The sequence below is a fragment of the Actinacidiphila sp. bgisy160 genome, from assembly GCF_965342435.1.
In the GTDB taxonomy this organism is placed as follows: Bacteria; Actinomycetota; Actinomycetes; order Streptomycetales; family Streptomycetaceae; genus Actinacidiphila.
In genome coordinates this window covers 23,551-45,025 of record NZ_CBDRCM010000012.1, presented here as the reverse complement: position 1 = coordinate 45,025, position 21,475 = coordinate 23,551, and the positions used below count along the sequence as shown (strand labels likewise).

Here is a 21,475-nt window from a genome sequence, read left to right as displayed (position 1 = left end):
ACCGCACGGAGGAGCAGGCGGATGGGCGTGAAACGGTGGATCGACGCCTGGCCGGTGTACCGGCAGCTCACCGGGACGGACCCGCTGGGCCGGGGCAAGGCCGCGCAGTCGGCCCGCTCGGCCGGGCTCGGGGCCCGTACGGAGAGCGCCGACCGGGTGGCCGGTTCGGTGTGTCCCTACTGCGCCGTGGGCTGTGCGCAGCGCGTCTTCGTCAAGGACGGGAAGGTCGTCCAGATCGAGGGCAACCCGGACAGCCCCATCTCCCGCGGCCGGCTGTGCCCGAAAGGCTCGGCCAGCAAGCAACTGGTCACCGGGCCCCAGCGGGAGCAGCGGGTCCTCTACCGCCCGCCGTACGGCACCGCCTGGCAGGAGCTGGACCTGGACACGGCCATGGACATGGTGGCCGACCGCGTGCTCGACGCACGGCGCAAGGGCTGGCAGGACGCCGACGCGGACGGGAACAAGCTCCGCCGCACCATGGGTCTGGCCAGTCTCGGCGGGGCGACGCTGGACAACGAGGAGAACTACCTCATCAAGAAGCTGTTCACCGCCCTCGGCGCCCTGCAGATCGAGAACCAGGCCCGTATTTGACACTCCGCCACGGTTCCCGGTCTGGGAGCCTCGTTCGGACGTGGCGGCGCCACCGACTACCAGCAGGACCTGATCAACTCCGACTGCGTCATCATCATGGGCTCCAACATGGCCGAGGCCCATCCGGTCGGGTTCCAGTGGGTCATGGAGGCCAAGGCGCGCGGCGCCAAGGTCTTCCACATCGACCCGCGGTTCACGCGCACGAGCGCGCACGCGGACCAGCACGTCACCATCAGGGCGGGCACCGACATCGCCTTCCTCGGCGGCGTGATCAACCACATCCTCACGCACGACCTGTACTTCCGGGAGTACGTCGAGGCCTACACCAACGCGCCCTACCTGCTGAGCGAGCAGTACCAGGACACCGAGGACCTGGACGGGCTGTTCAGCGGCTACGACCCGCACACCGCGGCCTATGACGCGTCGAGCTGGTCGTACGCGAGCGTCCCCATGGACGCGCGGCCGGGCCACCACCTCAAGGAGGTGTCCGCCCCGTATCAGCACGGCGCGGGCGGCCCGTTCATCCAGGGTGCCGCGGGCGGCATCGAGTCCGACCCCACGCTGGAGCACCCGCGCTGCGTGTTCCAGGTGCTCAAGCGGCACTTCTCCCGCTACACCCCCGAGATGGTGGAGCGGATCTGCGGCGTGCCCCAGGATCTGTTCCTGGAGGTGTGCCGGGCCTGGACGGAGAACTCCGGGCGGGAGCGCACCGCCGCGCTGGTGTACAGCGTCGGCTGGACACAGCACTCGGTGGGCGTGCAGTTCATCCGGGCCGGGTCGATCATCCAGTTGCTGCTGGGCAACATCGGGCGCCCGGGCGGCGGGATCTTCGCGCTGCGCGGCCACGCCAGCATCCAGGGCTCCACGGACGTGCCGACCCTGTTCAACCTGCTGCCGGGCTACCTGCCGATGCCGGACGTGACGCACGAGGACCTGACCACCTACCTGGACGGGATCCGCGGCCGCGGGCAGAAGGGGTTCTGGGGCGCCGCCGACGCCTACATGGTGTCGCTGCTCAAGGAGTACTGGGGCGACGCCGCGACGGCGGAGAACGACTACTGCTTCGACTACCTGCCCCGGATCAACGGCGACCACGGCACCTACCGGACCGTGATGGACATGGTCGACGGCGGCAAGGTCTTCGGCTACTTCCTGCTCGGGCAGAACCCCGCGATCGGCTCGGCCCACGGCCGGCTGCAGCGCCTGGGCATGGCGAACCTCGACTGGCTGGTCGTCCGCGACCTCACCATGATCGAGAGTGCCACGTTCTGGAAGGACGCGCCGGAGGTCGAGACCGGGGAGATCGTCACCGAGCGGTGCGGCACCGAGGTGTTCTTCTTCCCCGCGGCCTCGCACGTGGAGAAGGCCGGCACCTTCACGCAGACGCAACGGATGCTCCAGTGGCGCGACCAGGCCGTCGAGCCGTCCGGGGACCAGCGGTCGGAGCTGTGGTTCTTCCACCAGCTCGGCGTACGGCTGAAGGAGAAGCTGGCCGGCTCGACCGACGAGCGCGACCGTCCCGTGCTGGACCTGGCCTGGGACTACGAGACGGAGGGCGACGAGCCCTCCGCCGCGGACGTGCTGCGCCACATCAACGGCATCGACCTGCGCACCGGGCGGACGGTCGACGGCTACCTCGACCTGAAGGCCGACGGCAGCACGATCTGCGGCTGCTGGATCTACAGCGGCGTCTACGCCGGCGAGACCAACCAGTCCCGGCGCCGCACCTCCCGCTTCGAGACCGGTCCGTACGACGCGGAGTGGGGCTGGACGTGGCCCCTCAACCGGCGTGTGCTGTACAACCGCGCCTCCGCCGACCCGCAGGGGCGGCCCTGGAGCGAGCGGAAGAAGCTGGTCTGGTGGGACGCGGAGGCGGGTGAGTGGACCGGCCACGACACCCCCGACTTCGAGAAGAACAAGCCGCCGGACTACAGGGCTCCGCACGGGGCGTCCGGCATCGAGGCCCTCGACGGCGACGACGCGTTCATCATGATGCGCGACGGCAAGGGCTGGCTGTTCGCCCCGGCCGGCCTGGCGGACGGCCCGCTGCCCACGCACTACGAGCCGCACGAGTCGCCGATGCGCAACCTGCTCTACGGCCAGCAGGGCAACCCGGTGCGCAAGGTCTACGGCCGGCCCGACAACCCGTCCAACCCCACGCCGCCCGAGGCGCACTCCGCGGTGTTCCCGTACGTGTTCACCGCGGCGCGGCTGACCGAGCACCACACGGCGGGTGCGATGAGCCGGCAGCTGCCCTACCTGGCGGAGCTCCAGCCGGAGTTGTTCGTGGAGGTCTCGCCGGAGCTGGCGGCCGAGCGGGGGCTGCGCCATCTGGACTGGGCCCACGTGGTCACCAGCAGGACCGCGGTCGACGCGCGCGTGGTGGTGACCGACCGGATGGCGCCGCTGCGGGTCGACGGACGGGTCGTGCACCAGGTCTGGATGCCGTACCACTGGGGCCAGACCGGCCTCACCAAGGGCGACGTGGTCAACGACCTCATCGGCGTGGTGGCCGACCCGAACGTGTTCATCCAGGAGAGCAAGGTGCTGACCTGCGACGTCCGGCCCGGGCGGCGCCCGAGGGGACCCGACCTGCTCGAGTACGTCGCGGACTACCGCCGGCGGGCCGGCATCACGGCGGAGACCGGCGCCCGGATAGCGACGGCGGGCGGCCGCGTCGAACGGGCGCACATCGAACCGGACCGGCCGGAGGAGCCGTCATGACGCAGGACAACAGCTTCTACGGGCCGCTCGCGGACCCCGCCGGGAACGCCGGCCACCGCGACCACCCGCCGCGGGTGGGCTTCTTCACCGATACCTCCGTGTGCATCGGCTGCAAGGCGTGCGAGGTGGCCTGCAAGGAGTGGAACGCCATCCCCGAGGACGGCATCGACCTGCTGGGCATGTCGTTCGACAATACCGGCATGCTGGGCGCGAGTTCGTGGCGGCACGTCGCCTTCGTCGAGCAGCAGCGCCCGCTCGGCCGCCAGGACGCGGGCCTGGCCGGCCTGCCCCTCGGCCCGTCCCGCACGGAGGAGACGGCCGAGGTGGTGGCCGACGCCCTGGAGGTCGCCAAGCGGGGCGGCGGCGACCTCGGCACGGCCCCGGTGGACCTGGGCTTCCCCTCCTTCGACCTGCCCGGCGCCGGGACGGGCGCGGAGGCCCGCACCGAGTTCCGCTGGCTGATGTCCTCCGACGTGTGCAAGCACTGCACGCACGCCGGCTGCCTGGACGTATGCCCCACCGGCGCGCTGTTCCGCACCGAGTTCGGCACGGTCGTCGTCCAGCCCGACATCTGCAACGGCTGCGGCTACTGCGTGTCCGGCTGCCCGTACGGCGTCATCGACCGGCGGCCCGACGACGGCCGGGCCTGGAAGTGCACGATGTGCTACGACCGGCTCCGCGACGACCTGGAACCTGCGTGCGCCAAGGCCTGTCCTACCGACTCCATCCAGTTCGGCCCGCTGGACGAGTTGCGCGAACGTGCCGACCGGCGCCTGGAGACACTGCACCAGGCCGGGGTGACCGAGGCACAGCTCTACGGCCGCGACCCCGACGACGGGGTCGGCGGGGACGGCGCGTTCTTCCTGCTGCTGGACGACCCGGAGGTGTACGGGCTGCCGCCGGACCCGGTCGTGCCGACCCGCGACCTGAAGTCGATGTGGAAGCACGCGGGCGTGGCGGCGTCGGCGCTGCTCGCGGCCTCGGCCGCGGTGTTCCTCGGCGGGGTGCGGAGGTGAGCGGCGACCGGACCGTGCGGCACGGCCGGGGCGGGCGCGACGACGACGGGAGCCGCGAGCGCTCCATGGTGCCGAAGGCGACGTTCCGCTCCTACTACGGGCGTCCGGTGCTCAAGCCGCCGGTGTGGGAGTGGAAGGTCCCCGCCTACCTGTTCACCGGCGGGCTGTCGGCCGGCGCCGCCCTGCTCGCGGCGGGCGCGGACCTGACGCGGCGTCCCGAACTGGCCCGGGCAAGCCGGGTCGGCGGCTTCGGTGCGCTGCTGGCGAGCGTGTACCTGCTGGTCGCGGACCTCGGGCGGCCGGAGCGCTTCCACCACATGCTGCGGGTCGCCAAGCCGAGTTCGCCCATGTCGGTGGGCACGTGGATCCTGGTCGCGTACGGGCCCGGCAGCGCGCTGGCGGCCGCGGCCGAGGTGCTGCCCGCGGGCGTGCGCGCCACACTGCCCGGGAAACTGCTGCGCGCCTCGGCTCGCCCGGCCGGGCTGTCGGCGGCCCTCTTCGCCCCCGGCGTCGCCTCGTACACGGCGGTGCTCCTGTCGCAGACGGCCGTACCGGCGTGGCACGACGCCCGCCGCGAACTGCCCTTCGTCTTCACCGGGTCGGCCGCGGCGAGCGGCGCGGGGCTGGGCATGCTGCTGGCCCCCGTGGCCGAGGCGGGGCCCGCCCGGCGACTGGGTGTGGCCGGCGCGGCGGCCGAAATCGTCGCCTCCCGGCTCATCGGCCGCCGACCGGGCCTGGTGACGGAGGCGTACACCATGGGCCGCCCGCACCGGCTGCGCAGGGCGTCGGAGTACCTCACCCTGGGCGGCGCGGTGACCGCGCTGACCCTGGCCCGGCGCAGCCGCGCCGCGGCGGCCGTGGGCGGGCTGGCCCTGCTGGCGGGCAGCGCGCTCCAGCGCTTCGGCACGTTCGAGGCGGGCGTCGTCTCCACGAAGGACCCCGCCTACGTGGTCAAGCCCCAGCGCGAACGCCTCGACGCCCGCACCGACGGCGACGGCGCCCCCGGCGGGGGGTGAGCCCCGGTCGTCCACCTTTCGCGGGCCCGTGGTCGGCGCGGCGGCCGAGATCGTGACCTTCCGGCTCGTCGACCCGCGAGCGGGCCTCGCTGACGAGACGACGCGCGCAAGGTGCCGGGGTGCGCGTCCACCCCCGCCTTGCCCCTGGTTACAGGCCCTCCCCGGGGGCTCCACCCGGGGTACGACCGCCTGCTCGGGCCGGTCCTTCCGGCCCCGATCGGGAGGGGAAAGGTGCCGCCGAGGCAACCGCGGGCCCCGGATCACCATCCCGCGGCCCTGGGCTCCGCGCCGGTGTGGCGGGAGCGCGCCACGGCATCAGGCGCCGTACGCTGGGCCGCAGCAAGGCCGGACGAAGGTGCTGCCGATGGACCGCGACCAGACCGCCACCGCTGCCTCCCCGTCGGCCGACGTGCGCCGCCGGGTGCCCCGCACCGACGCGCTGCTCGCCGACCCCCGGCTCGCCGCCGCCGCGGAGCGGCTCGGGCGGACCGTGGTCAAGGAGGTCGTGGCCGGGGTGCAGGAGCGGGCGCGTGCCGGAGAGGCGCCCGTCGACGAACTCGCCGAACTCGCCGTCGCGGCGCTCCCGGCGACCGCCGCCGGGCTGCGTCCGGTGCTCAACGCAACCGGGGTGCTGCTGCACACCAACCTCGGCCGCGCCCCGTTGTCGCGGGCGGCCCGCGACGCCGTGCTGGCCGCCGCCGGGACGACCGACGTGGAGCTGGACCTCGCCACCGGCGCGCGCTCACGGCGGGGGCGCTCCGCGCTGCGGGCGCTTCTGCGGCAGGTGCCGGACGCCGAGGCGGCGCATGTGGTCAACAACGGCGCCGCGGCGCTGGTGCTGGTGGCCACGGCGCTGGCCCGGGGCCGGGAGATCATCGTCAGCCGCGGAGAGCTGGTGGAGATCGGGGACGGCTTCCGGCTGCCCGACCTGCTGGTCTCCACCGGCGCCCGGCTGCGCGAGGTCGGGACGACCAATCGCACCGCGCCGGAGGATTACGCCGCGGCCGTGGGGCCGGACACCGGGTTCATCCTGAAGGTGCACCCCTCCAACTTCCGCATCACCGGCTTCACCCGCGACGTGCCCGTGGCGGAACTGGCGCGGCTCGGCGCGCCGGTGGTGGCCGACATCGGCTCCGGCCTGCTCGTCCCCGACCCGGTGCTGCCGGACGAACCCGACGCGACCGGGTGGCTGCGCGCGGGGGCGTCCCTGGTCACCGCCAGCGGTGACAAGCTGCTGGGCGGGCCGCAGTGCGGCCTCGTGCTGGGCCGCGCCGACCTGGTGCGGCGGCTGGCCCGCCATCCGCTGTCCCGCGCGCTGCGCGTGGACAAGCTGACCCTCGCGGCCCTGGAGGCGACCCTCCGCGGCCCCGCCACACCGACCCGGAGAGCACTGCACGCCGACCCCGCACGGCTGCGGGAGCGGGCCGGGCGTCTCGCCGCCGGGCTGCGCGCCCACGGGTTCGACAGCCACGCGGCCGACTCCCAAGCGGTGGTCGGCGGCGGCGGCGCGCCCGGCGTCACCCTGCCCAGCGCCGCCGTGTCGCTGCCCGCCGCGTACGCCGCCCTGCTGCGGCGGGCCGATCCCGCGGTGCTGGGCCGGGTGGAGGACGGCCGGTGCCTGCTCGACCTGCGGGCCGTGCCGGAGGAGGCGGACGAGGAACTGGCGACGGCCGTGCGCCGGACCGGCACCCTGCCGGGGACGGGGAGCTGAGATGCATGTCGTCGCCACCGCCGGCCACGTCGACCACGGCAAGTCGGCACTGCTGCGGGCCCTGACCGGAATGGAGCCCGACCGCTGGGCGGAGGAACGGCGGCGCGGCATGACGCTGGACCTCGGGTTCGTGTGGACGCGGCTCCCCGGCGCCGGCGACCTGGCCTTCGTGGACGTACCCGGACACGAACGCCTGGTGGGCAACATGCTCGCCGGCGTCGGCCCGGTTCCCGCGGTGCTCTTCGTGGTCGCCGCCGACCAGGGCTGGCAGCCGCAGTCCGAGGAGCACCTCGCCGTCCTGGACGCCCTCGGCGTACGCCATGGCGTCCTCGCCGTCTCGCGCCGCGACCTGGCCGACCCCGACGCCACCCGGAAGGAGGCCAGAGCCCGCATCGCGGAGTCCTCCCTCGGCGAGGTGGAGTGCGTGGCCGTCAGCCCCGTCACCGGCGCCGGGCTCGACGACGTGCGGGCGGCCCTGGTCCGGCTGGCGGGCGGCCTGCCCTCCCCTGATCCCGCGGCGGACGTGCGGCTGTGGGTCGACCGCTCCTTCACGGTGCGGGGCCGGGGCACGGTCGTCACCGGAACGCTGGCCGCGGGCACCGTCCGGGTCGGCGACCACCTCCACCTCGCCCGCGACGGACGGCCGTTGCGCGTGCGCGGCCTGGAGTCCCTGAAGGAGCCCCGGCAGGAGGTCGGCGCGGTCGCCCGGGTGGCGGTCAACGTGACCGGACCCGGCGCCGGGTCCGTGCGGCGCGGGGACGCGCTGCTGACCCCGGACCGCTGGCTGACCACCGACCTCGTCGACGTGCGGCTGCGCGGCGACGCCGCTGGCGACCTGCCCCGCGAGCTCATGCTGCACGCCGGTTCGGCCGCCGTGCCGGTGACGGTCCGTCCGCTCGGCGACGACAGCGCGCGGCTGCGACTGGCCACGGCGCTGCCCCTGCGGGTCGCCGACACCGCCCTGTTGCGCGACCCGGGACGTCACCGTATCCCCGCGGGGGTCACCGTCCTCGACGTCCGTCCGCCCCGGCTGACCCGCCGTGGCGCGGCGGCGGCACGGGCCGGTGAGCTGCGGGCCCGCCCCGAAGCCGCGGACGGGGCGGCGGAACTGCGCCGCCGAGGGCTGGTCCGGCGCGCGGACCTGCTCGCCATGGGCGTACGGCCACCGGGCGACCCGGTGACGGGCGACTGGCTGGCGGACCCCGGCCACTGGACGGCGCTGCGCGACCGGCTGCGCGCGACGGTCGAGGAGCACGCCGTACGCAACCCCCTGGAGCCGGGCATGCCCCTGGAGGCGGCCCGTCAGGCGCTCGGGCTGCCGGACCGTTCCCTGGTGGAGGCGCTCGCCGCGGCCGCGCCCGGCCTGCGCCAGGGCGACGGCCGGCTGTACGGGAGCCGCGCGCGCCCGAGGCTGCCTCCCGCGGCCCAGGCCGCCGTCGAGTCGGTGCGCGCCGACCTGGCGCGTACGCCGTTCCGCGCGCCCGAGGCCGATCGGCTGGAGCAACTCGGGCTGACCCCGAGGCTCCTCGCGGCGGCCGAATCCGCGGGGGCGCTGCTCAGGATCGGCGAGGGCATCGTGCTGCTGCCGGGCGCGGACGCGCGGGCGGCGGCCGTACTGGCGCGCCTGGGGCAGCCGTTCACCGCGAGCGAGGCACGCCGGGCGCTGGACACCACCCGGCGGGTCGTCATCCCGCTGCTGGAGCACCTCGACCGGCAGGGCCGCACCGTCCGCCTGGACGGTGCCCTGCGCCGCTGCGCGGGCTCCCCCGACGCGGGGCACGGGCGCGATGCGCGGTGACGCCCGGGGGCCGGCCGGCCGGCGGAGACGGACGGGAATCGAACCCGCCTGCCCGAGTTGCTCGGACACCTCGGTTTTGAAGACCGGGGGGGCCACCAGGCTCCCTGACGTCTCCCTGCCGGGCCGGACGCCCATCGAACCTCCGGCCCCCACCCAAGTCAACGCGCCACACGGCGGTGTCACCCGGGCACGGGCCACCGCGGTGCCGGTGCCCACCGCGAGAGGACCACGACGGTCATGACGGGAACCGGCGTCCGGCAGGACAGCGTGCGGCTGACGCAGTACGCCCACGGCGGCGGCTGCGCCTGCAAGATCCCCCCGGGGGAACTGGAGGAGATGGTGGCCGGGCTGACCCCCGGGGGCCCGGCGGACTCCCCCGGGAGGGACCTGCTCGTCGGACTGGACACCGGCGACGACGCGGCCGTGGTCCGGCTGCCCGGCGGTCCCGGCGCGCGGGCGGTGGTGACCACCGCGGACTTCTTCACGCCGGTGGTCGACGATCCCTACGACTGGGGCAGGATCGCCGCGGCCAACGCCCTCTCGGACGTCTACGCCATGGGCGGCACCCCGCTCGTGGCGGTGAACCTCCTGAGCTGGCCGCGGGACCTGCTGCCGCTGGAGCTGGCCCGGGAGGTGCTGCGCGGCGGGCTGGACGTCGCGACCCTGGCGGGCTGCGCCGTCGGGGGCGGCCACAGCGTCGACGACCCGGAGCCGAAGTACGGCATGGCCGTCACCGGCACCGCCGACCCGGACCGCCTGCTGCGCAACGACGCCGGCCGGCCCGGGGTGCCGCTGTCGCTCACCAAGCCCCTGGGACTGGGCGTGCTCAACAACCGCCACAAGACGACCGGCGAGGTCTTCCCGCAGGCCGTGGAGACCATGACCACGCTCAACCGGGACGCCGCCGAGCGGGCGCTGGCCGGGGGCGCGGTGTGCGCGACCGACGTGACGGGTTTCGGGCTCCTGGGCCACCTGTACAAGCTCGCCCGCGCCTCCGGGGTGACCGCGGTGGTGCACGCCTCGGCGGTCCCGTACCTCGACGGGGCCGGGGCGGCCGCGGCGGACGGCTACGTCAGCGGCGGCACCCGCCGCAACCTCGCCTGGGTCGCCCCGCACACCGACTTCGGCGGCGCGGACGAGGTGACCCGGCTGCTGCTGGCGGACGCCCAGACCTCCGGCGGCCTGCTGGTGGCCGGGGAGGTGCCCGGTGCCCCCGTCATCGGGGAGCTGGTACCCGCAGGTGAGCACCGGCTCGTCGTCCGCTGATCGCCGCACGGAAGGCCCGACGAGCCGGAACAGTGGGTTGCCACGCTGTTTCTCCGGACTCGCCCACCAGCCCGGAGCACATCGTGACCATCACCCACGCCGACGTACGGGCCGCGGCCGCCCGCATCGCCGGGCACACCCGCCCCGCCACGCGGCGTGCTCGCCGGGTGGACCCGGGTGCCGATCGGCTTGAAGGAGCGGGTGCCGGAGTGCTCGCTGCGCTCCCCCGGCTGGAGTGTGCGGGCCGTCAGCTTGTCACCTGCCCGGCTTCGACGAGCCCGATACGAGGGCCATTGGGCGGGGCGAGCCGCGACCCCGGACCACGCGGCGCGCAGGCCCCCGGTTCCGGTGGCGCGCTGCGGGGTCCGGCGCCTTACTGGGAGGTATGCAGGCGACGACCCGCACACCCTTCCCCCGGCGCGACGGCACACCTCCCCGTGGCACGGTGACCCCGTGACGGACCGTGACGGCTTCGGACGCGCGCACGGAGTACTGTGCGGGGCGGCCGCGGGCGCGGCGGGCACGACGGCGCTCAACACCGTGGGCTACCTGGACATGCTGCTGCGCGGCCGCTCCGCCAGCTCCGCCCCGGCGACCACCGTCGAGCGGCTCTCCGAGGCCACGCACGTGCCGATCCCCGGCGACGACGGCGCCCGCCGCAACCGCATCTCCTCCCTGGGCGCACTCACCGGCATCGCGGCCGGGGCGGGCATGGGCGCGACGCTCGGGCTGGCCCTGGGTTGCGGCTGGCGCCCGCCGGCCGCCGCACTGACGGCGACGGCGACCGTGGGCGCGCTGATCGGCACCAACGGCCCGATGACCGTGCTGCGCGTGACCGATCCGCGCACCTGGTCGCGGTCGGACTGGATCTCCGACATCGTGCCGCACATCGCGTACGCCCTGGTCACCACTGCCGTTCTCACGGGGCTCCGGGCGGGACGCGTACGCATGCCGCGATAGGCGCCGGCAGTGGTGGGCGCGGCGCCGGGCCGGCGGGCCGATGGGATCGGTGAGCTCCATCGCGATCCGGCGCGGGACGGGGCGCGCGAAGGGACGCCGTCCGAAAGTGACCAGGAGGCCTTCGACGACGTGCCGGCGACGGTCGTCCGCACCGACGTGCGGGGCGAGGCAGGACGCGGGACGCCCCCCGCCCCGGGTTCACAAGGTGGCGTCGAGATCCTCGGCGTAGTACGCCACGGCCCCCCGGTAGCGTGCGATGTCCGGGTCGGAGCTGCTGTCCGCCAGCAGCGTCAGCAGGATTCGCATGGCCTCGCGGTGTCCGCCGGTGTTGTACAGGGCCATCGCCAGGAAGGTCCGCAGCGCGCCGTCGTGGGGGAAGTCGATGAGGGCCACGCGCAGCAGGCGCACGGCCTCGTCGTACCGGCCGAGGACCCGGTAGGTGCTGCCCAGGCCCAGCAGCGCACCACGCCGGTCTTCCTCGGACAGCCCCGCCCCGCGCAGGGCCAGCTCGTAGAACGGCACCGCCTCCGCCTCCAGGCCGAGTACATCGTGCGCCCACGCCGCCTGGTAGGCCACCTCCGCGTCCCCCGGGAACCGCTCGGCGAGGGCGACCAGCCGCTGCCTCGCCGCCTCCGCCTCCCCGTGCTCACGCAGCGCCACCGCGGCCGCCAGCAGTTCGTCCCGCCCCTGATCGTTCTCGTTCATGAGCACATCCTGGCAGCTCCGCACCGGGGCGACACACGACCCCGGCAACAGTACGGACGTGAAGGAATACGCCCGCTGTCGACCGCTTGCTTCGCTTGGGACGCCATGCCACGGAAAGCCCGACTCCGCTTCACCTGGAGTGGTTTGACACCTCGCAAGACGCCGGCGGGGGCTGGGAACCCGGTATGGGTGGCAGAGCCGCGCATTGTCCGCGCGCACCGCGACGCCGGGGTCGACAGCGACCAGGCACCGGGCGAGCACGGCAGCACAACGAACTTCGGGGTGTCGGCCGCCCCCACGGCCACGGGAGCGGCGTCGTCTTCAGCGCGAGCCCCTCGCAGTCATCCGCTTCCACCGCTGAGACGCGGCCACTGGACGCGGCCACCCCGCCCCGGACACCCGTCCCGGCTCGGTTCACGCGGCCGCGGCGCCAGGGATCGGCACGGGGCGGGGGTGGTGGAGGCGCAGGCGCTCGACCCTGCCCGCGGGGTCGTGGGTCATCAGCCAGGCCACGGCGGGCGGGCAGTGGTCGGGGTTGTCCGGCGGGTTGGCGATGTCCATCTCCCAGACGGTCAGCGAGCGCCCGGCGACGGCGTGGGCGAGGCGCTGGCGGACACCGGCGGTCAGGTCACAGTCCATGCCTCGGATCAGCAGGTCCCTGCCTCCCACGCGCTCCTTTCCGCTGAGCAGGGCGACCTCGGGGGACCAGCGTTCCCGCAGGAGATCGGCGAAGTGGCCGCGTTCGGCCGCGGCGAGGGTCTCGTGCGCCTCGGTCCTGCTGGCCCGGGTGCGCCGCGCGGTGTCGTCGTGGGCGCCGTCCGCGGTGTCGGCGAGGGCCCGGGCGAGCTTGGCCCGGGCCTGGCTGAGCCGGCTGCGGACGGTACCGACGGGCAGCCCGCAGGCGGCGGCGATCTGCTCGTACGAGCTGACGCCGGCGGTGAAGTGGCGCAGCACGAGCGGAAGCCGCAGCGTTGGGGAGAGCTGCTCGATGGCCTCCCAGATCCAGTCCCGCAGCGCGTTGTGCTCCAGCCAGCGCTCGGGGCCGGAGTCCGCCGCGCGCACGACGAGGTCGTCGAGGGGACCGGTCGGGACCGTGCCGCGCAGCAGGGAACGGGCGCCGTTGCGGACGACCATCCGCAGCCACGGCCCTACCGCGGCGGGGTCGCGGACGTCGCCCACGCGGCGCAGCGCCGTCAGCGCGGCGTCCTGCAGCACGTCGTCCACGTCGGGCCCCGGGCCCAGGATGCTCAGGGCGACGGCGCGCATACCGGCCCGGTGCCGCTCCAGGAGCAGGCCGAGCGCGGCGACGTCACCGACCTGCGCTGCCCGGGTGAGCGCGACGTCCTCGGCGCCGGCGGCCACGGACTCGTCCAGACTCATTGCGTCCCTTCCGCTGTCGTCCCTCTCCGGCGGATGCTACGGCGCCGGCGCGACGACCCGGAAACGCCTCCGGCGCGGAAGGGCTCGACAGCCCGCCACGGGAAGCGCGGCCGCCGGCGGCGCACGGCCGACCGGATGGCCCGGGCGCGCGCCGCGCCCTGCGGCAGCCGGCGGGTCCGGGAGAGGAAGGTCACCGTGCGTCGTCGTTCCCGATCACGCCGACAACGCCATGACCTCACGTTACGGCCGGACAAGCCCGCCGCGCGGGTTCCGGCGGCTGGCGCGGTTCGGTGGCCGGGGTGTTCGGCTTCCCCGGCGAGCGCGTCGAGCTGAACCCCAACAAGCCGGCCCACCCCATCAGGGGCGTTCGGGCCGCTCCGCGAGGAGCGTGACGACACGGCGCTTCGCGCCCGCGGCGGGCTCCTGGACCAGGCGCGCCGTGACGGTGAGCCCGGCCTCCTCGAGCAGCGCGGCGAGCCTCGGTGCCGGCAGCATGTGGAGCCCGTACGAGACCGGGTGGCCGCCGTACGCGCGCTCCGGACGCAGGTGCTCGTCCTCGCCCACCCAGCCGGCGAGCATCAGATGGCCACCCGGCGCCAGGACCCGCCGGAACTCGGCGAACACGACGGGCAGCAGTTCGGGCGGCGTGTGGTGGGTGGAGTAGTAGGCGAGGACTGCGCCGAGTTCGCCGTCGCCGATGTCGAGCGCCGTCATGGACCCCACGGTGAAGCGCAGGTGCGGATGGGCCCGCCGGGCCACCTCGACCATCCGCGGCGACAGGTCGACGCCGTACGCGGGCACCCCCAGGCCGGCGAGGTGCGCCGTCACGTATCCCGGGCCGCACCCCAGGTCCGCCAGCGGTCCGCGGCCGGCGGTGCGGACGGTCTCGGCGAAGGCGGCCAGCATGGCGCGGGAGAGCGGATCCAGCCCGGCCGGGGTGCTGACCTGTGCGGCGTAGTCGGCGGCGACGGTGTCGTACGACTCCCGTACCGCGGCGAGGTAGGCGTGTTCGGGCACCGGGCGAGCCTAGCCGTCCCGGAGGTCAGCACAGGACCTGGAGTGCTCCGGGCCTGATCCGCGCGGTGACCGGGAGGGCGGCCTCCACCTCGCCGTCCGCGCCGTAGGGGACCGCGCGGTCGGCCTCGATGCGGATCTCCTTGCCGCGCACGATCTCGACCTGGGGGCGCGCGACGTGCGCGCCGGTCTTGAGTTCGTTCATCAGCGTGAAGAAGAGGCGGCGCGGCGCGTCGTGGATCACGACGACGTCGAGCAGGCCGTCGTCGACCCGGGCGCCGGGCGCGATGGCCCGGCCGGAGCCGTAGTAGCCGGAGTTGGCGGCGACGACGGTGTAGCCGCGGCGTTCGTGGACGACGCCGTCGACGGTGACGCGGTAGGCGGCGGCGCGCCAGCCGGCCACGGCGCGCAGGCCGCCGGCGTAGTAGGAGGCCGGACCGCGCAGCAACCGGGCGGTGTTGGCGTGGTGGTTGGCGACCGCGTCGACGCCGGCGTAGACGCTGCCGAGGACGACGCTCCGGTCGTGGACCGCCGACTCGACCTCGATGGTGTCGACGGCACGCGGCTCGTCGTGCAGCAGGATCCGGGCGAGTTCGGCGGGACCGCGGGGCAGGCCGAGGGCGCGCGCGAAGTCGTTGCCGCGGCCGGCGGGTACCAGGCCGAGGACGGTGCCGGTGCCGCTGAGGGCGCCGCCGATGCCGCCCACGATGCCGTCGCCGCCGACGGCGAGGACGACGTGACCGCGCTCGCCGGCCCGGCGCGCCAGTTCCTGCGCGTGCCGGAGGCTGTCGCTGTACGCGGTCTCCAGTTCCGCGCCCGCCTCCCGGAGCAGTTTCGCCAGCGGGAGGAGGGCCGCCGCCCCGGTGGAGCCCCCGGCGGTGGGGTTGACGACGGCCGTGAACTGTCGCATGGGCGTGCCTCCGGGGCGGGGACGGCGGATCGGCGGGCGGGTGCGGAGGTGAGGTCGGTCCGGGCCGGTGGTGGCCGGTCAGCGGGTGGGCAGCAGGATGCCGGGGTTGAGGAGTCCGTCGGGGTCGAGCGCGTCCTTGACGGCGCGCAGGGCCTCGATGCCGAGCGGGCCCGCTTCCCGGACGTACCAGTCGCGGTGGTCGGTGCCGACACCGTGATGGTGGGTGATGGTGCCGCCAGCGGCGAGGATGGCCTCGTTGGCGGCCTCCTTGGCGGGGGTCCAGTGCGCCACGGGGTCCTCGCCCTGCGCCGAGACGACGGTGAAGTAGAGCGAGGCGCCGTTCTCGTAGACGTGCGAGATGTGGCACATCACCAGCGGCGGGGTGCCCGCCGCGGACAGCGTCGCCGTGAGCGCCTCGCGCACGGAGTCGTACAACTCGGGGATCCGGGACCAGAAAGTGGCCGTCTCAAGTGTCTCGGCGAAGGCACCCGCGTCGAGGAGCGAGTCCCGCAGATAGGGGGCGGAGAAGCGGCCGTGCGCCCAGCGCTCGCCGGGCTCCTCCCCCAGGTACTCGCCGCCGCACGCGCGCAGTACGGCCGACGCCTGCTCCCGGCGCAGCGCGGTGTCCTCCGCGGTGCCCTCGTAGCCGGCGATCGCCGTGCAGCCGGCGGACGCCGGGGTGCCGGAGCCGATGGCCCCGGGCTGGGCGAGGCCGACCATCGTCTCGGTCTCGTCGGACAGGCGGAGCACCGTCGGGCGCGGCCCGTCCTGGGCGAGCCGGCGCAGGGCCGCGGTGCCGTCGGCGAAGGAGGCGAAGCGCCAGCCCTCGTAGACCTTGGCCTGGGGAAGCGGGCGGATCCGCACCGTCACGGAGGTGATGACGCCCAGCCCGCCCTCGGAGCCGAGGATCAGCTGGCGCAGGTCGGGGCCCGCCGCGGAGCGGGGGGCCCGGCCAGCGTCGAGGGTTCCCCGCGGGGTGGCGACGGTCAGGCCCAGCACCATCTCGTCGAAGCGGCCGTAGCCGGCGGAGGCCTGGCCGCTGGAGCGGGCGGCGGCGAATCCGCCGATGGTGGCCCACTCGTAGGACTGCGGGAAGTGGCCGAGGGTGAAGCCCTGTTCGGCCAGGAGCGCCTCGGCGTCGGGGGCGCGCAGGCCCGGCTGGAGGATCGCGGTCCGCGAGACGGGGTCCAGCGACAGCAGCCGGTTCATGCGGCGCAGGTCCAGGGCGAGGAAGGGGCGCCGCCGTTGCGGGGCGAGGCCGCCGACGACGGAGGTGCCGCCGCCGAAGGGGACGACGGCCAGGCCGTGTTCGGCGCAGACGGCGAGCACGGCGAGGACCTCGTCGTGGCCGGCGGGCAGCACGACGGCCGCCGGGGTGTCGTCGACGTCGCCGCCGCGGATGCGCAGCAGGTCGGGGGTGGACTTGCCGCGCGTGTGGCGGATCCGGGTCTCGGCGTCCGTGCGCACGTGGGCCGGGTCGCCCACGCAGTCGACGAGGTCCTGACGGGCCGCCTCGGTGAGCGGGGACCCGGGTACGGCGATGTCCTCCAGGGCGGCGGGTTCCGCGCCGCGGGGCTTGACGCCCAGCAGATCGCGCAGCAGGCCGATCACGGTGTCGGGCAGCGGGGCCGCTTCGGCCGGGTCGCCCCAGCCGCTCCACAACATGTCCACGGGCTCGTCCTCACCGGTCGTTTCCGGGGGTGCGGTCTCCTGCGGCCCCCGCTGGGCGTTACACTGTGACACATGACGCCTATTCGTCACAACCAGTCGGACAGCGACCCGGTGCTCGACGCGGTCCACGACTGCGTCCTGGCCGTCGGCGTCCGCCGCACGACCCTGACCGACGTGGCCCGCCGCGCCGGCGTCTCCCGCATGACGCTCTACCGGCGGTGGCCCGACGTACGCACCCTTGTCGGCGACCTGATGACCCGGGAGTGGGTCTCGGTCGCGGTGGAGGCGATGCCCGAGCGGCGCGCGGGCACCGGCACGCGGACGCGTCTGGTCGAGGGACTGGTGGCGGGGGTGCGCGCCTTCCGCGCCCACCCGCTGTTCGTCAAGATCCTCGACGTCGACCCCGAACTCCTCCTCCCCTACGTACTGGACCGCCGGGGCGCCAGCCAGGACGCGCTGCTGAAGCTGGTCTCCGGGGCGCTGGCGGAGGGCCACGCCGACGGTTCGGTCCGCGCCGACCACCTGGACCGGCAGGCCCGTTCCGTGCTGCTGGTCGTCCAGTCGTTCACGCTCTCGCTGCGCACGATGACCGACGAGGACGACCCCGACCTGAACTCCGCGGCCTTCCTCGGGGAGCTGCGGGACATCCTGGAGAGGACCCTCACCCCATGAGCCCCACGAGCAGCCCGGCCCCCTCCCCCGCGTCCTCGCTCACCGCCGCCCGGCGCGCCCGCGAACTGACCGGACTCGCCGCCGGCGAGCAGGTGGACGTCCTCGTCGTCGGCCTCGGCGCCACCGGCGCGGGCGCCGCCCTCGACGCGGCGTCCCGCGGGCTGTCGGTCGCCGCGATCGACGCCCACGACCTGGCCTTCGGCACCTCCCGGTGGAGCTCCAAGCTGATCCACGGCGGCCTGCGCTACCTGGCCTCCGGCCAGTTGGACGTCGCGTACGAGAGCGCGGTGGAGCGCGGCGTGCTGATGGAGCGCACCGCCCCCCACCTCGTCCGGGCCCAGCCCTTCGTGCTGCCGCTGACGCCACTGGTCTCGCGCGGCCAGGCCGCGCTGGCCTGGTCCGGTTTCCGGGCCGGCGACGCGCTGCGCCTGTCGGCACGGACGGCGCGGGCCACGCTCCCGGCGCCGCGCCGGCTGTCCGCGGTGGAGACCCGCCACCTCGCCCCGTCCCTGCGCACCGCGGGACTGCGTGGCGGCCTGCTGTCCTGGGACGGCCAACTCGCCGACGACGCCCGCCTGGTGACCGCGATAGCGCGCACCGCCGCGGCACACGGGGCGCGCGTCCTGACGCGGGTGCGCGCGCTCTCGCTCAGCGGCTCGGGCGCCCTCGTACGCGACGAGCTGACCGGCGAGGAACACACGATCCGGGCCCGCGCGGTGGTCAACGCCTCCGGCGTGTGGGCGGGCGGCCTGGTCGACGGCGTACGGCTGCGGCCGTCCCGGGGCACGCACCTGGTCCTGCGCTGCGAGGGCCTCGGCGGCCCGCCCGCGGGCCTGCACATCCCGGTCCCCGGCGAGTCCAACCGCTTCGTGCTCGTCCTGCCGCAGGGCGACGGCCGGGTGTACGTCGGGCTGACCGACGAGCCGGTCGACGGCGCCGTCCCCGATGTGCCGGAGGTGCCCGAGACGGACATCGGCTTCCTGCTCGACGTGCTCGGCACGGCGCTCGACGTCCCCGTCCACCGCGACGACGTCGTGGGGGCGTTCGCCGGGCTGCGCCCGCTGCTCGACACTTCCGCCGACGGCTCGGGCCGCACCGCCGACATCTCGCGCAAGCACGCGGTGCTCACCTCGGCCGAGGGGGTGGTGACCGTCGTCGGCGGCAAGCTCACCACCTACCGCCGCATGGCCCAGGACGCCGTCGACGCGGCCGTCACGGCCGGGGGGCTCGGCGCCGGCCCCTGCCGCACCACGTCGCTCCCGCTCGTGGGCGCCGCCGCGCCGCACGTGCTCACCGGCCTGCGGGCCCCGCGCCGCCTGGTCCAGCGCTACGGCACCGAGGCCCCCGCCGTGCACGCCCTCGGCGCCAAGGACCCCGCCCTGCGGGAACCGGTCGTCGCCGGCCACCCCGTCACGCGGGCCGAACTGGTGTGGGCGGTACGCCACGAAGGCGCGCTCGACGCCGGCGACCTCCTCGACCGGCGCACCCGTGTCGGGCTCGTCCCGGCCGACCGCGAGGCGGCGCTGAAGGCGGCCGAAGAGGCACTGTCCGGGGCGTGAACCCATCCGGGGTCACCGGAGGGCGGCGCCTCCGGGTGCGCGGTCCGCGGCGTCCCAGCCGGGTTCGAGGCGGTCGAGGAGCGTGCGCAACGCGGGGTCCGTATGCTCCTCGTCGCCTTCCATGAGGGGAGCGAGCAGCAGCAGACGGGCCTCGCCGCGTGCACGTTCCCCGCTCATGCCCAGCCCCTCGAACACAGGGATGAGGAGTCGCGCCCACTCGGCCACCTGTCGCGCGTGTACGGGCCGTGGCGATCGGGCTTCAGCGTGGCGGCCGCGATCAGCTCGAAGTACAGCGGCAGCAGCGGACGGCGCTCGGGCCTGCGGATCTCCTCCCACAGCGCCTCCGGCAGGCGGCGCATACCCGCCGCGTCCCGGGGGGTGCCCGTGGCGGCGAGGACCTGGCGAAGCGCAGCATCGGCCTGCTCGTGTCCCGGGCGAGCGCCTGGTCGACCCGGCGTTCCTTGCCGCCGAAGCAGTGGAGGAGCATCCGGTCGCTGGTCCCGCGCCCGGCACCGTCCCGGCCGCGGACCCCTGCGCCGCCGCGGAGCCCGCCGTACCCGGGCCCGGCTGGACCGCACGTCCGGACTGGACGGAATGTACAGGCCCCGCGTTCCGTCGCCGAGGCGGCGGGCCCGGCGCGTACTCAGGCCGCGTCGAGGTCCTGGTGGATCGCGCGGGAGACCGCCTCGACCGTCGCAACGCCGGAAGCCATCGTCGCGTCGTCGTCGGTGAGCACCGTGATGCTGTAGTCGTGGCCGCCGCCGGTGAAGGCGCCCAGGCTGTGCACCCGCCAGCCGTGGGTGGCGCGGGAGAGCCAGCCGTTCTTGACGTGGACGGCCACGGAGTCCGGGGCGCCCGCGGGGGTGCCCCAGCGCTGGGAGGGGACGACCTCGTTCATGAGCCTGAGCGCATAGGCGCGCGCGTCGTCGGCGAGCACGGGGTTCGGCGCCGTGAGCAGGTCCATCAGCTTCTGCTCGTCCCCGGCGGTGATCCGGGTGAGGCCCCAGGCCCCGCCGCCGGCCGCCACGGTGTGGCTCATGCCGGCGGCGGACAGGAAGTCGTTGACCTCGGCGACGCCGAGCTGCTTCCACAGCGCGGTCGTGGCGTCGTTGTCCGACTTCGTGATCATGGCGGTGGCGAGCCCGGCCTCGCGGGAGGTGAGGTGACGGTGGTGCTGCCGTACGTCCCGGAGGAGGGTCGCCAGGACGGTGACCTTGACCGTGCTGGCGGAGTCGAAGTGCTGGTCCGCACGCAGTGTGCACGACGTGCCGGTCGTGCGGTCGTGCAGGGAGAGGGCGGTGCGGGCGGTGCTGCCGGCCAGGGCCGTCGTGATGTCCCGCTGCAGCTTCGCGGCCAGTCCGGGCGCCGCCGAGCTGCAGCTCACCTGGGGCGTCGCGGCGACGGCCTGCGCCGTCGCGGCTCCCGCGGCCACGGGGACCGCCACACCTGCGACGACCGCGGCGGCCACGACGCGCCGGGATATTCGGGTATGACCCATGTCACTCCGTCCATCGGGTTGCTGCCGTCCGGCTGACTGCCCAGTGTGGGCGGACGGTTGGGCAGGACGGGATGTGATGTCGGCTACGCGAAAGGGGCGGCGAGGGCTGCCGAGGGCCCGTCGGCGCCGTGTCACCCGGTCGCCGGAGCGTTCACCGGGGTATGGCACAGGGGGGTCCGCGGGGCGGCGACAGGGCGGCGGCAGAACACCGTTGCGGGGCGGCCGCCTGGCGCCGCCTGCGCCCCAAGTCCGGCGCGGCGAGCCGTCGTTGAGCGGCGGGTGCTGCGCTGTAGCGGCGGGCGCTACGCGTCGCCACCGGCCGGGAGGGCGAGCAGCCACTCCGGCCGTCGGTCATCCTTCCGGGCGAGCCCCGCTCCACGCGTCGAACACTTGTCCGACCCGTGGCGATATGCCCCTGATGTGATGAAGCTCGCATCCCGCGCGGGCCACCCGCCCCGCGTCCGCGCATTACCTCCGGCGTAATCGACCGGCCCGCGAGGGCCCGGCAGGATCAGGGACATCCGGCAGGACGGACACCGGACACCACGACCCAGGGAGCAGCCATGACCGCCTACGCCGTCGGCCACCTTCGTCCCGGAAAGCCCCATGAGGAGGTCTTCACCTACATGGACCGCATCCAGGACACCATGGACCCCTTCGGCGGCCGCTTCCTCGTCCACGGCGCGGCCGTGGAGGCCGTCGAGGGGCAGTGGCCCGGGACCATCGTCCTGATCGGGTTCCCGGACATGGACCGGGCGCGCGCCTGGTACCGGTCGAGCGCCTACCAGGAAATCCTTCCGCTCCGCACCCGCCACCTGGAGGGCGAGGTCATCCTCGTCGACGGCGTCGGCGCCGGCTACGACGTCACCAGGACGGCCGCGCGGCTCAGGGAGGAGGCCAGGCGGACGGGCGCGCTGCCGGCGTGACCGGCCGCACCCCACGATGCCGCCGGCCTCGGTTCGGTCACGTCGAGGGGCGGGAAGT

General features: G+C 75.0%; 18 protein-coding genes and 1 tRNA gene. 10 read left to right on the top strand and 9 right to left on the bottom strand.

The window, feature by feature from the left end:
• Window positions 1-21: 21 nt before the first annotated feature.
• From fdh to selB, 5 genes are all read left to right on the top strand, one after another.
• Entirely contained in the window at window positions 22-3,315 is a 3,294-nt protein-coding gene (gene fdh, locus ACRWNP_RS12955; RefSeq protein ID WP_431961283.1) for a formate dehydrogenase, read from the top strand.
• Window positions 3,312-4,331, top strand: a complete 1,020-nt coding sequence (locus tag ACRWNP_RS12950) for a 4Fe-4S dicluster domain-containing protein (protein WP_431961282.1) — start codon at window positions 3,312-3,314, stop codon at window positions 4,329-4,331. The genes fdh and ACRWNP_RS12950 overlap by 4 nt, the downstream gene beginning before the upstream one ends.
• A complete protein-coding gene (gene nrfD, locus ACRWNP_RS12945) occupies window positions 4,328-5,347 on the top strand; it encodes an NrfD/PsrC family molybdoenzyme membrane anchor subunit (RefSeq protein ID WP_431961281.1) in 1,020 nt (339 codons plus the stop codon). The genes ACRWNP_RS12950 and nrfD overlap by 4 nt, the downstream gene beginning before the upstream one ends.
• Window positions 5,348-5,711: 364 nt before the next feature.
• The gene (gene selA / locus ACRWNP_RS12940) at window positions 5,712-7,058 is read left to right on the top strand and encodes an L-seryl-tRNA(Sec) selenium transferase (protein ID WP_431961280.1); all 1,347 of its coding nucleotides are present in this window, start codon (window positions 5,712-5,714) and stop codon (window positions 7,056-7,058) included.
• A 1-nt stretch (window position 7,059) separates the two neighbouring features.
• A complete protein-coding gene (gene selB / locus ACRWNP_RS12935; protein WP_431961278.1) occupies window positions 7,060-8,856 on the top strand; it encodes a selenocysteine-specific translation elongation factor in 1,797 nt (598 codons plus the stop codon).
• 22 nt (window positions 8,857-8,878) lie between these two features.
• Here the strand turns inward: selB and ACRWNP_RS12930 are convergent.
• Window positions 8,879-8,971, bottom strand: a tRNA-Sec gene (locus ACRWNP_RS12930).
• A gap of 122 nt (window positions 8,972-9,093) precedes the next feature.
• On the opposite strand from ACRWNP_RS12930, the gene selD reads away from it, so the two are divergent.
• Window positions 9,094-10,122, top strand: coding sequence for a selenide, water dikinase SelD (gene selD / locus ACRWNP_RS12925; RefSeq protein WP_431961277.1), 1,029 nt, complete (start codon window positions 9,094-9,096; stop codon window positions 10,120-10,122).
• Between the two features lie 453 nt (window positions 10,123-10,575).
• Window positions 10,576-11,082, top strand: a complete 507-nt coding sequence (locus ACRWNP_RS12920; protein WP_431961276.1) for a hypothetical protein — start codon at window positions 10,576-10,578, stop codon at window positions 11,080-11,082.
• Between the two features lie 198 nt (window positions 11,083-11,280).
• On the opposite strand, the gene ACRWNP_RS12915 is transcribed toward ACRWNP_RS12920, so the two are convergent.
• From ACRWNP_RS12915 to ACRWNP_RS12895, 5 genes are all read right to left on the bottom strand, one after another.
• Window positions 11,281-11,787: a tetratricopeptide repeat protein gene (locus tag ACRWNP_RS12915; protein WP_431961275.1), complete on the bottom strand. Its 507-nt coding sequence runs from the start codon at window positions 11,785-11,787 to the stop codon at window positions 11,281-11,283.
• Window positions 11,788-12,201: 414 nt separating this feature from the next.
• Entirely contained in the window at window positions 12,202-13,167 is a 966-nt protein-coding gene (locus ACRWNP_RS12910; RefSeq protein ID WP_431961274.1) for an RNA polymerase sigma factor, read from the bottom strand.
• 357 nt (window positions 13,168-13,524) lie between these two features.
• On the bottom strand, window positions 13,525-14,184 hold the full coding sequence (locus tag ACRWNP_RS12905) for a class I SAM-dependent methyltransferase (RefSeq protein ID WP_431961273.1): 660 nt from the start codon (window positions 14,182-14,184) through the stop codon (window positions 13,525-13,527).
• A gap of 25 nt (window positions 14,185-14,209) precedes the next feature.
• Complete coding sequence (locus ACRWNP_RS12900) at window positions 14,210-15,091, bottom strand: diacylglycerol kinase family protein (RefSeq protein WP_431961272.1); 882 nt, start codon at window positions 15,089-15,091, stop codon at window positions 14,210-14,212.
• 78 nt (window positions 15,092-15,169) lie between these two features.
• Window positions 15,170-16,762 carry an FAD-binding oxidoreductase gene (locus ACRWNP_RS12895; protein WP_431961271.1) on the bottom strand — a complete coding sequence of 531 codons (1,593 nt, stop codon included), beginning with the start codon at window positions 16,760-16,762 and terminating at the stop codon, window positions 15,170-15,172.
• 72 nt (window positions 16,763-16,834) lie between these two features.
• On the opposite strand from ACRWNP_RS12895, the gene ACRWNP_RS12890 reads away from it, so the two are divergent.
• Together ACRWNP_RS12890 and ACRWNP_RS12885 are read left to right on the top strand one after the other, a co-directional pair.
• Window positions 16,835-17,434: a TetR/AcrR family transcriptional regulator gene (locus ACRWNP_RS12890; protein ID WP_431961270.1), complete on the top strand. Its 600-nt coding sequence runs from the start codon at window positions 16,835-16,837 to the stop codon at window positions 17,432-17,434.
• Entirely contained in the window at window positions 17,431-18,993 is a 1,563-nt protein-coding gene (locus tag ACRWNP_RS12885) for a glycerol-3-phosphate dehydrogenase/oxidase (protein WP_431961269.1), read from the top strand. The genes ACRWNP_RS12890 and ACRWNP_RS12885 overlap by 4 nt, the downstream gene beginning before the upstream one ends.
• 12 nt (window positions 18,994-19,005) lie before the next feature.
• Here ACRWNP_RS12885 and ACRWNP_RS12880 read toward each other — a convergent pair whose 3' ends face one another.
• The 3 genes from ACRWNP_RS12880 to ACRWNP_RS12870 form a co-directional block, all read right to left on the bottom strand.
• Complete coding sequence (locus ACRWNP_RS12880; protein ID WP_431961268.1) at window positions 19,006-19,170, bottom strand: hypothetical protein; 165 nt, start codon at window positions 19,168-19,170, stop codon at window positions 19,006-19,008.
• Window positions 19,167-19,352, bottom strand: coding sequence for a hypothetical protein (locus ACRWNP_RS12875; RefSeq protein WP_431961267.1), 186 nt, complete (start codon window positions 19,350-19,352; stop codon window positions 19,167-19,169). The genes ACRWNP_RS12880 and ACRWNP_RS12875 overlap by 4 nt, the downstream gene beginning before the upstream one ends.
• 284 nt (window positions 19,353-19,636) lie before the next feature.
• Complete coding sequence (locus tag ACRWNP_RS12870) at window positions 19,637-20,491, bottom strand: serine hydrolase (protein WP_431961266.1); 855 nt, start codon at window positions 20,489-20,491, stop codon at window positions 19,637-19,639.
• Window positions 20,492-21,054: 563 nt separating this feature from the next.
• Between ACRWNP_RS12870 and ACRWNP_RS12865 the strand changes: the two genes are divergently transcribed.
• Complete coding sequence (locus tag ACRWNP_RS12865; RefSeq protein ID WP_431961264.1) at window positions 21,055-21,417, top strand: DUF1330 domain-containing protein; 363 nt, start codon at window positions 21,055-21,057, stop codon at window positions 21,415-21,417.
• The last annotated feature ends 58 nt before the right edge of the window (window positions 21,418-21,475 follow it).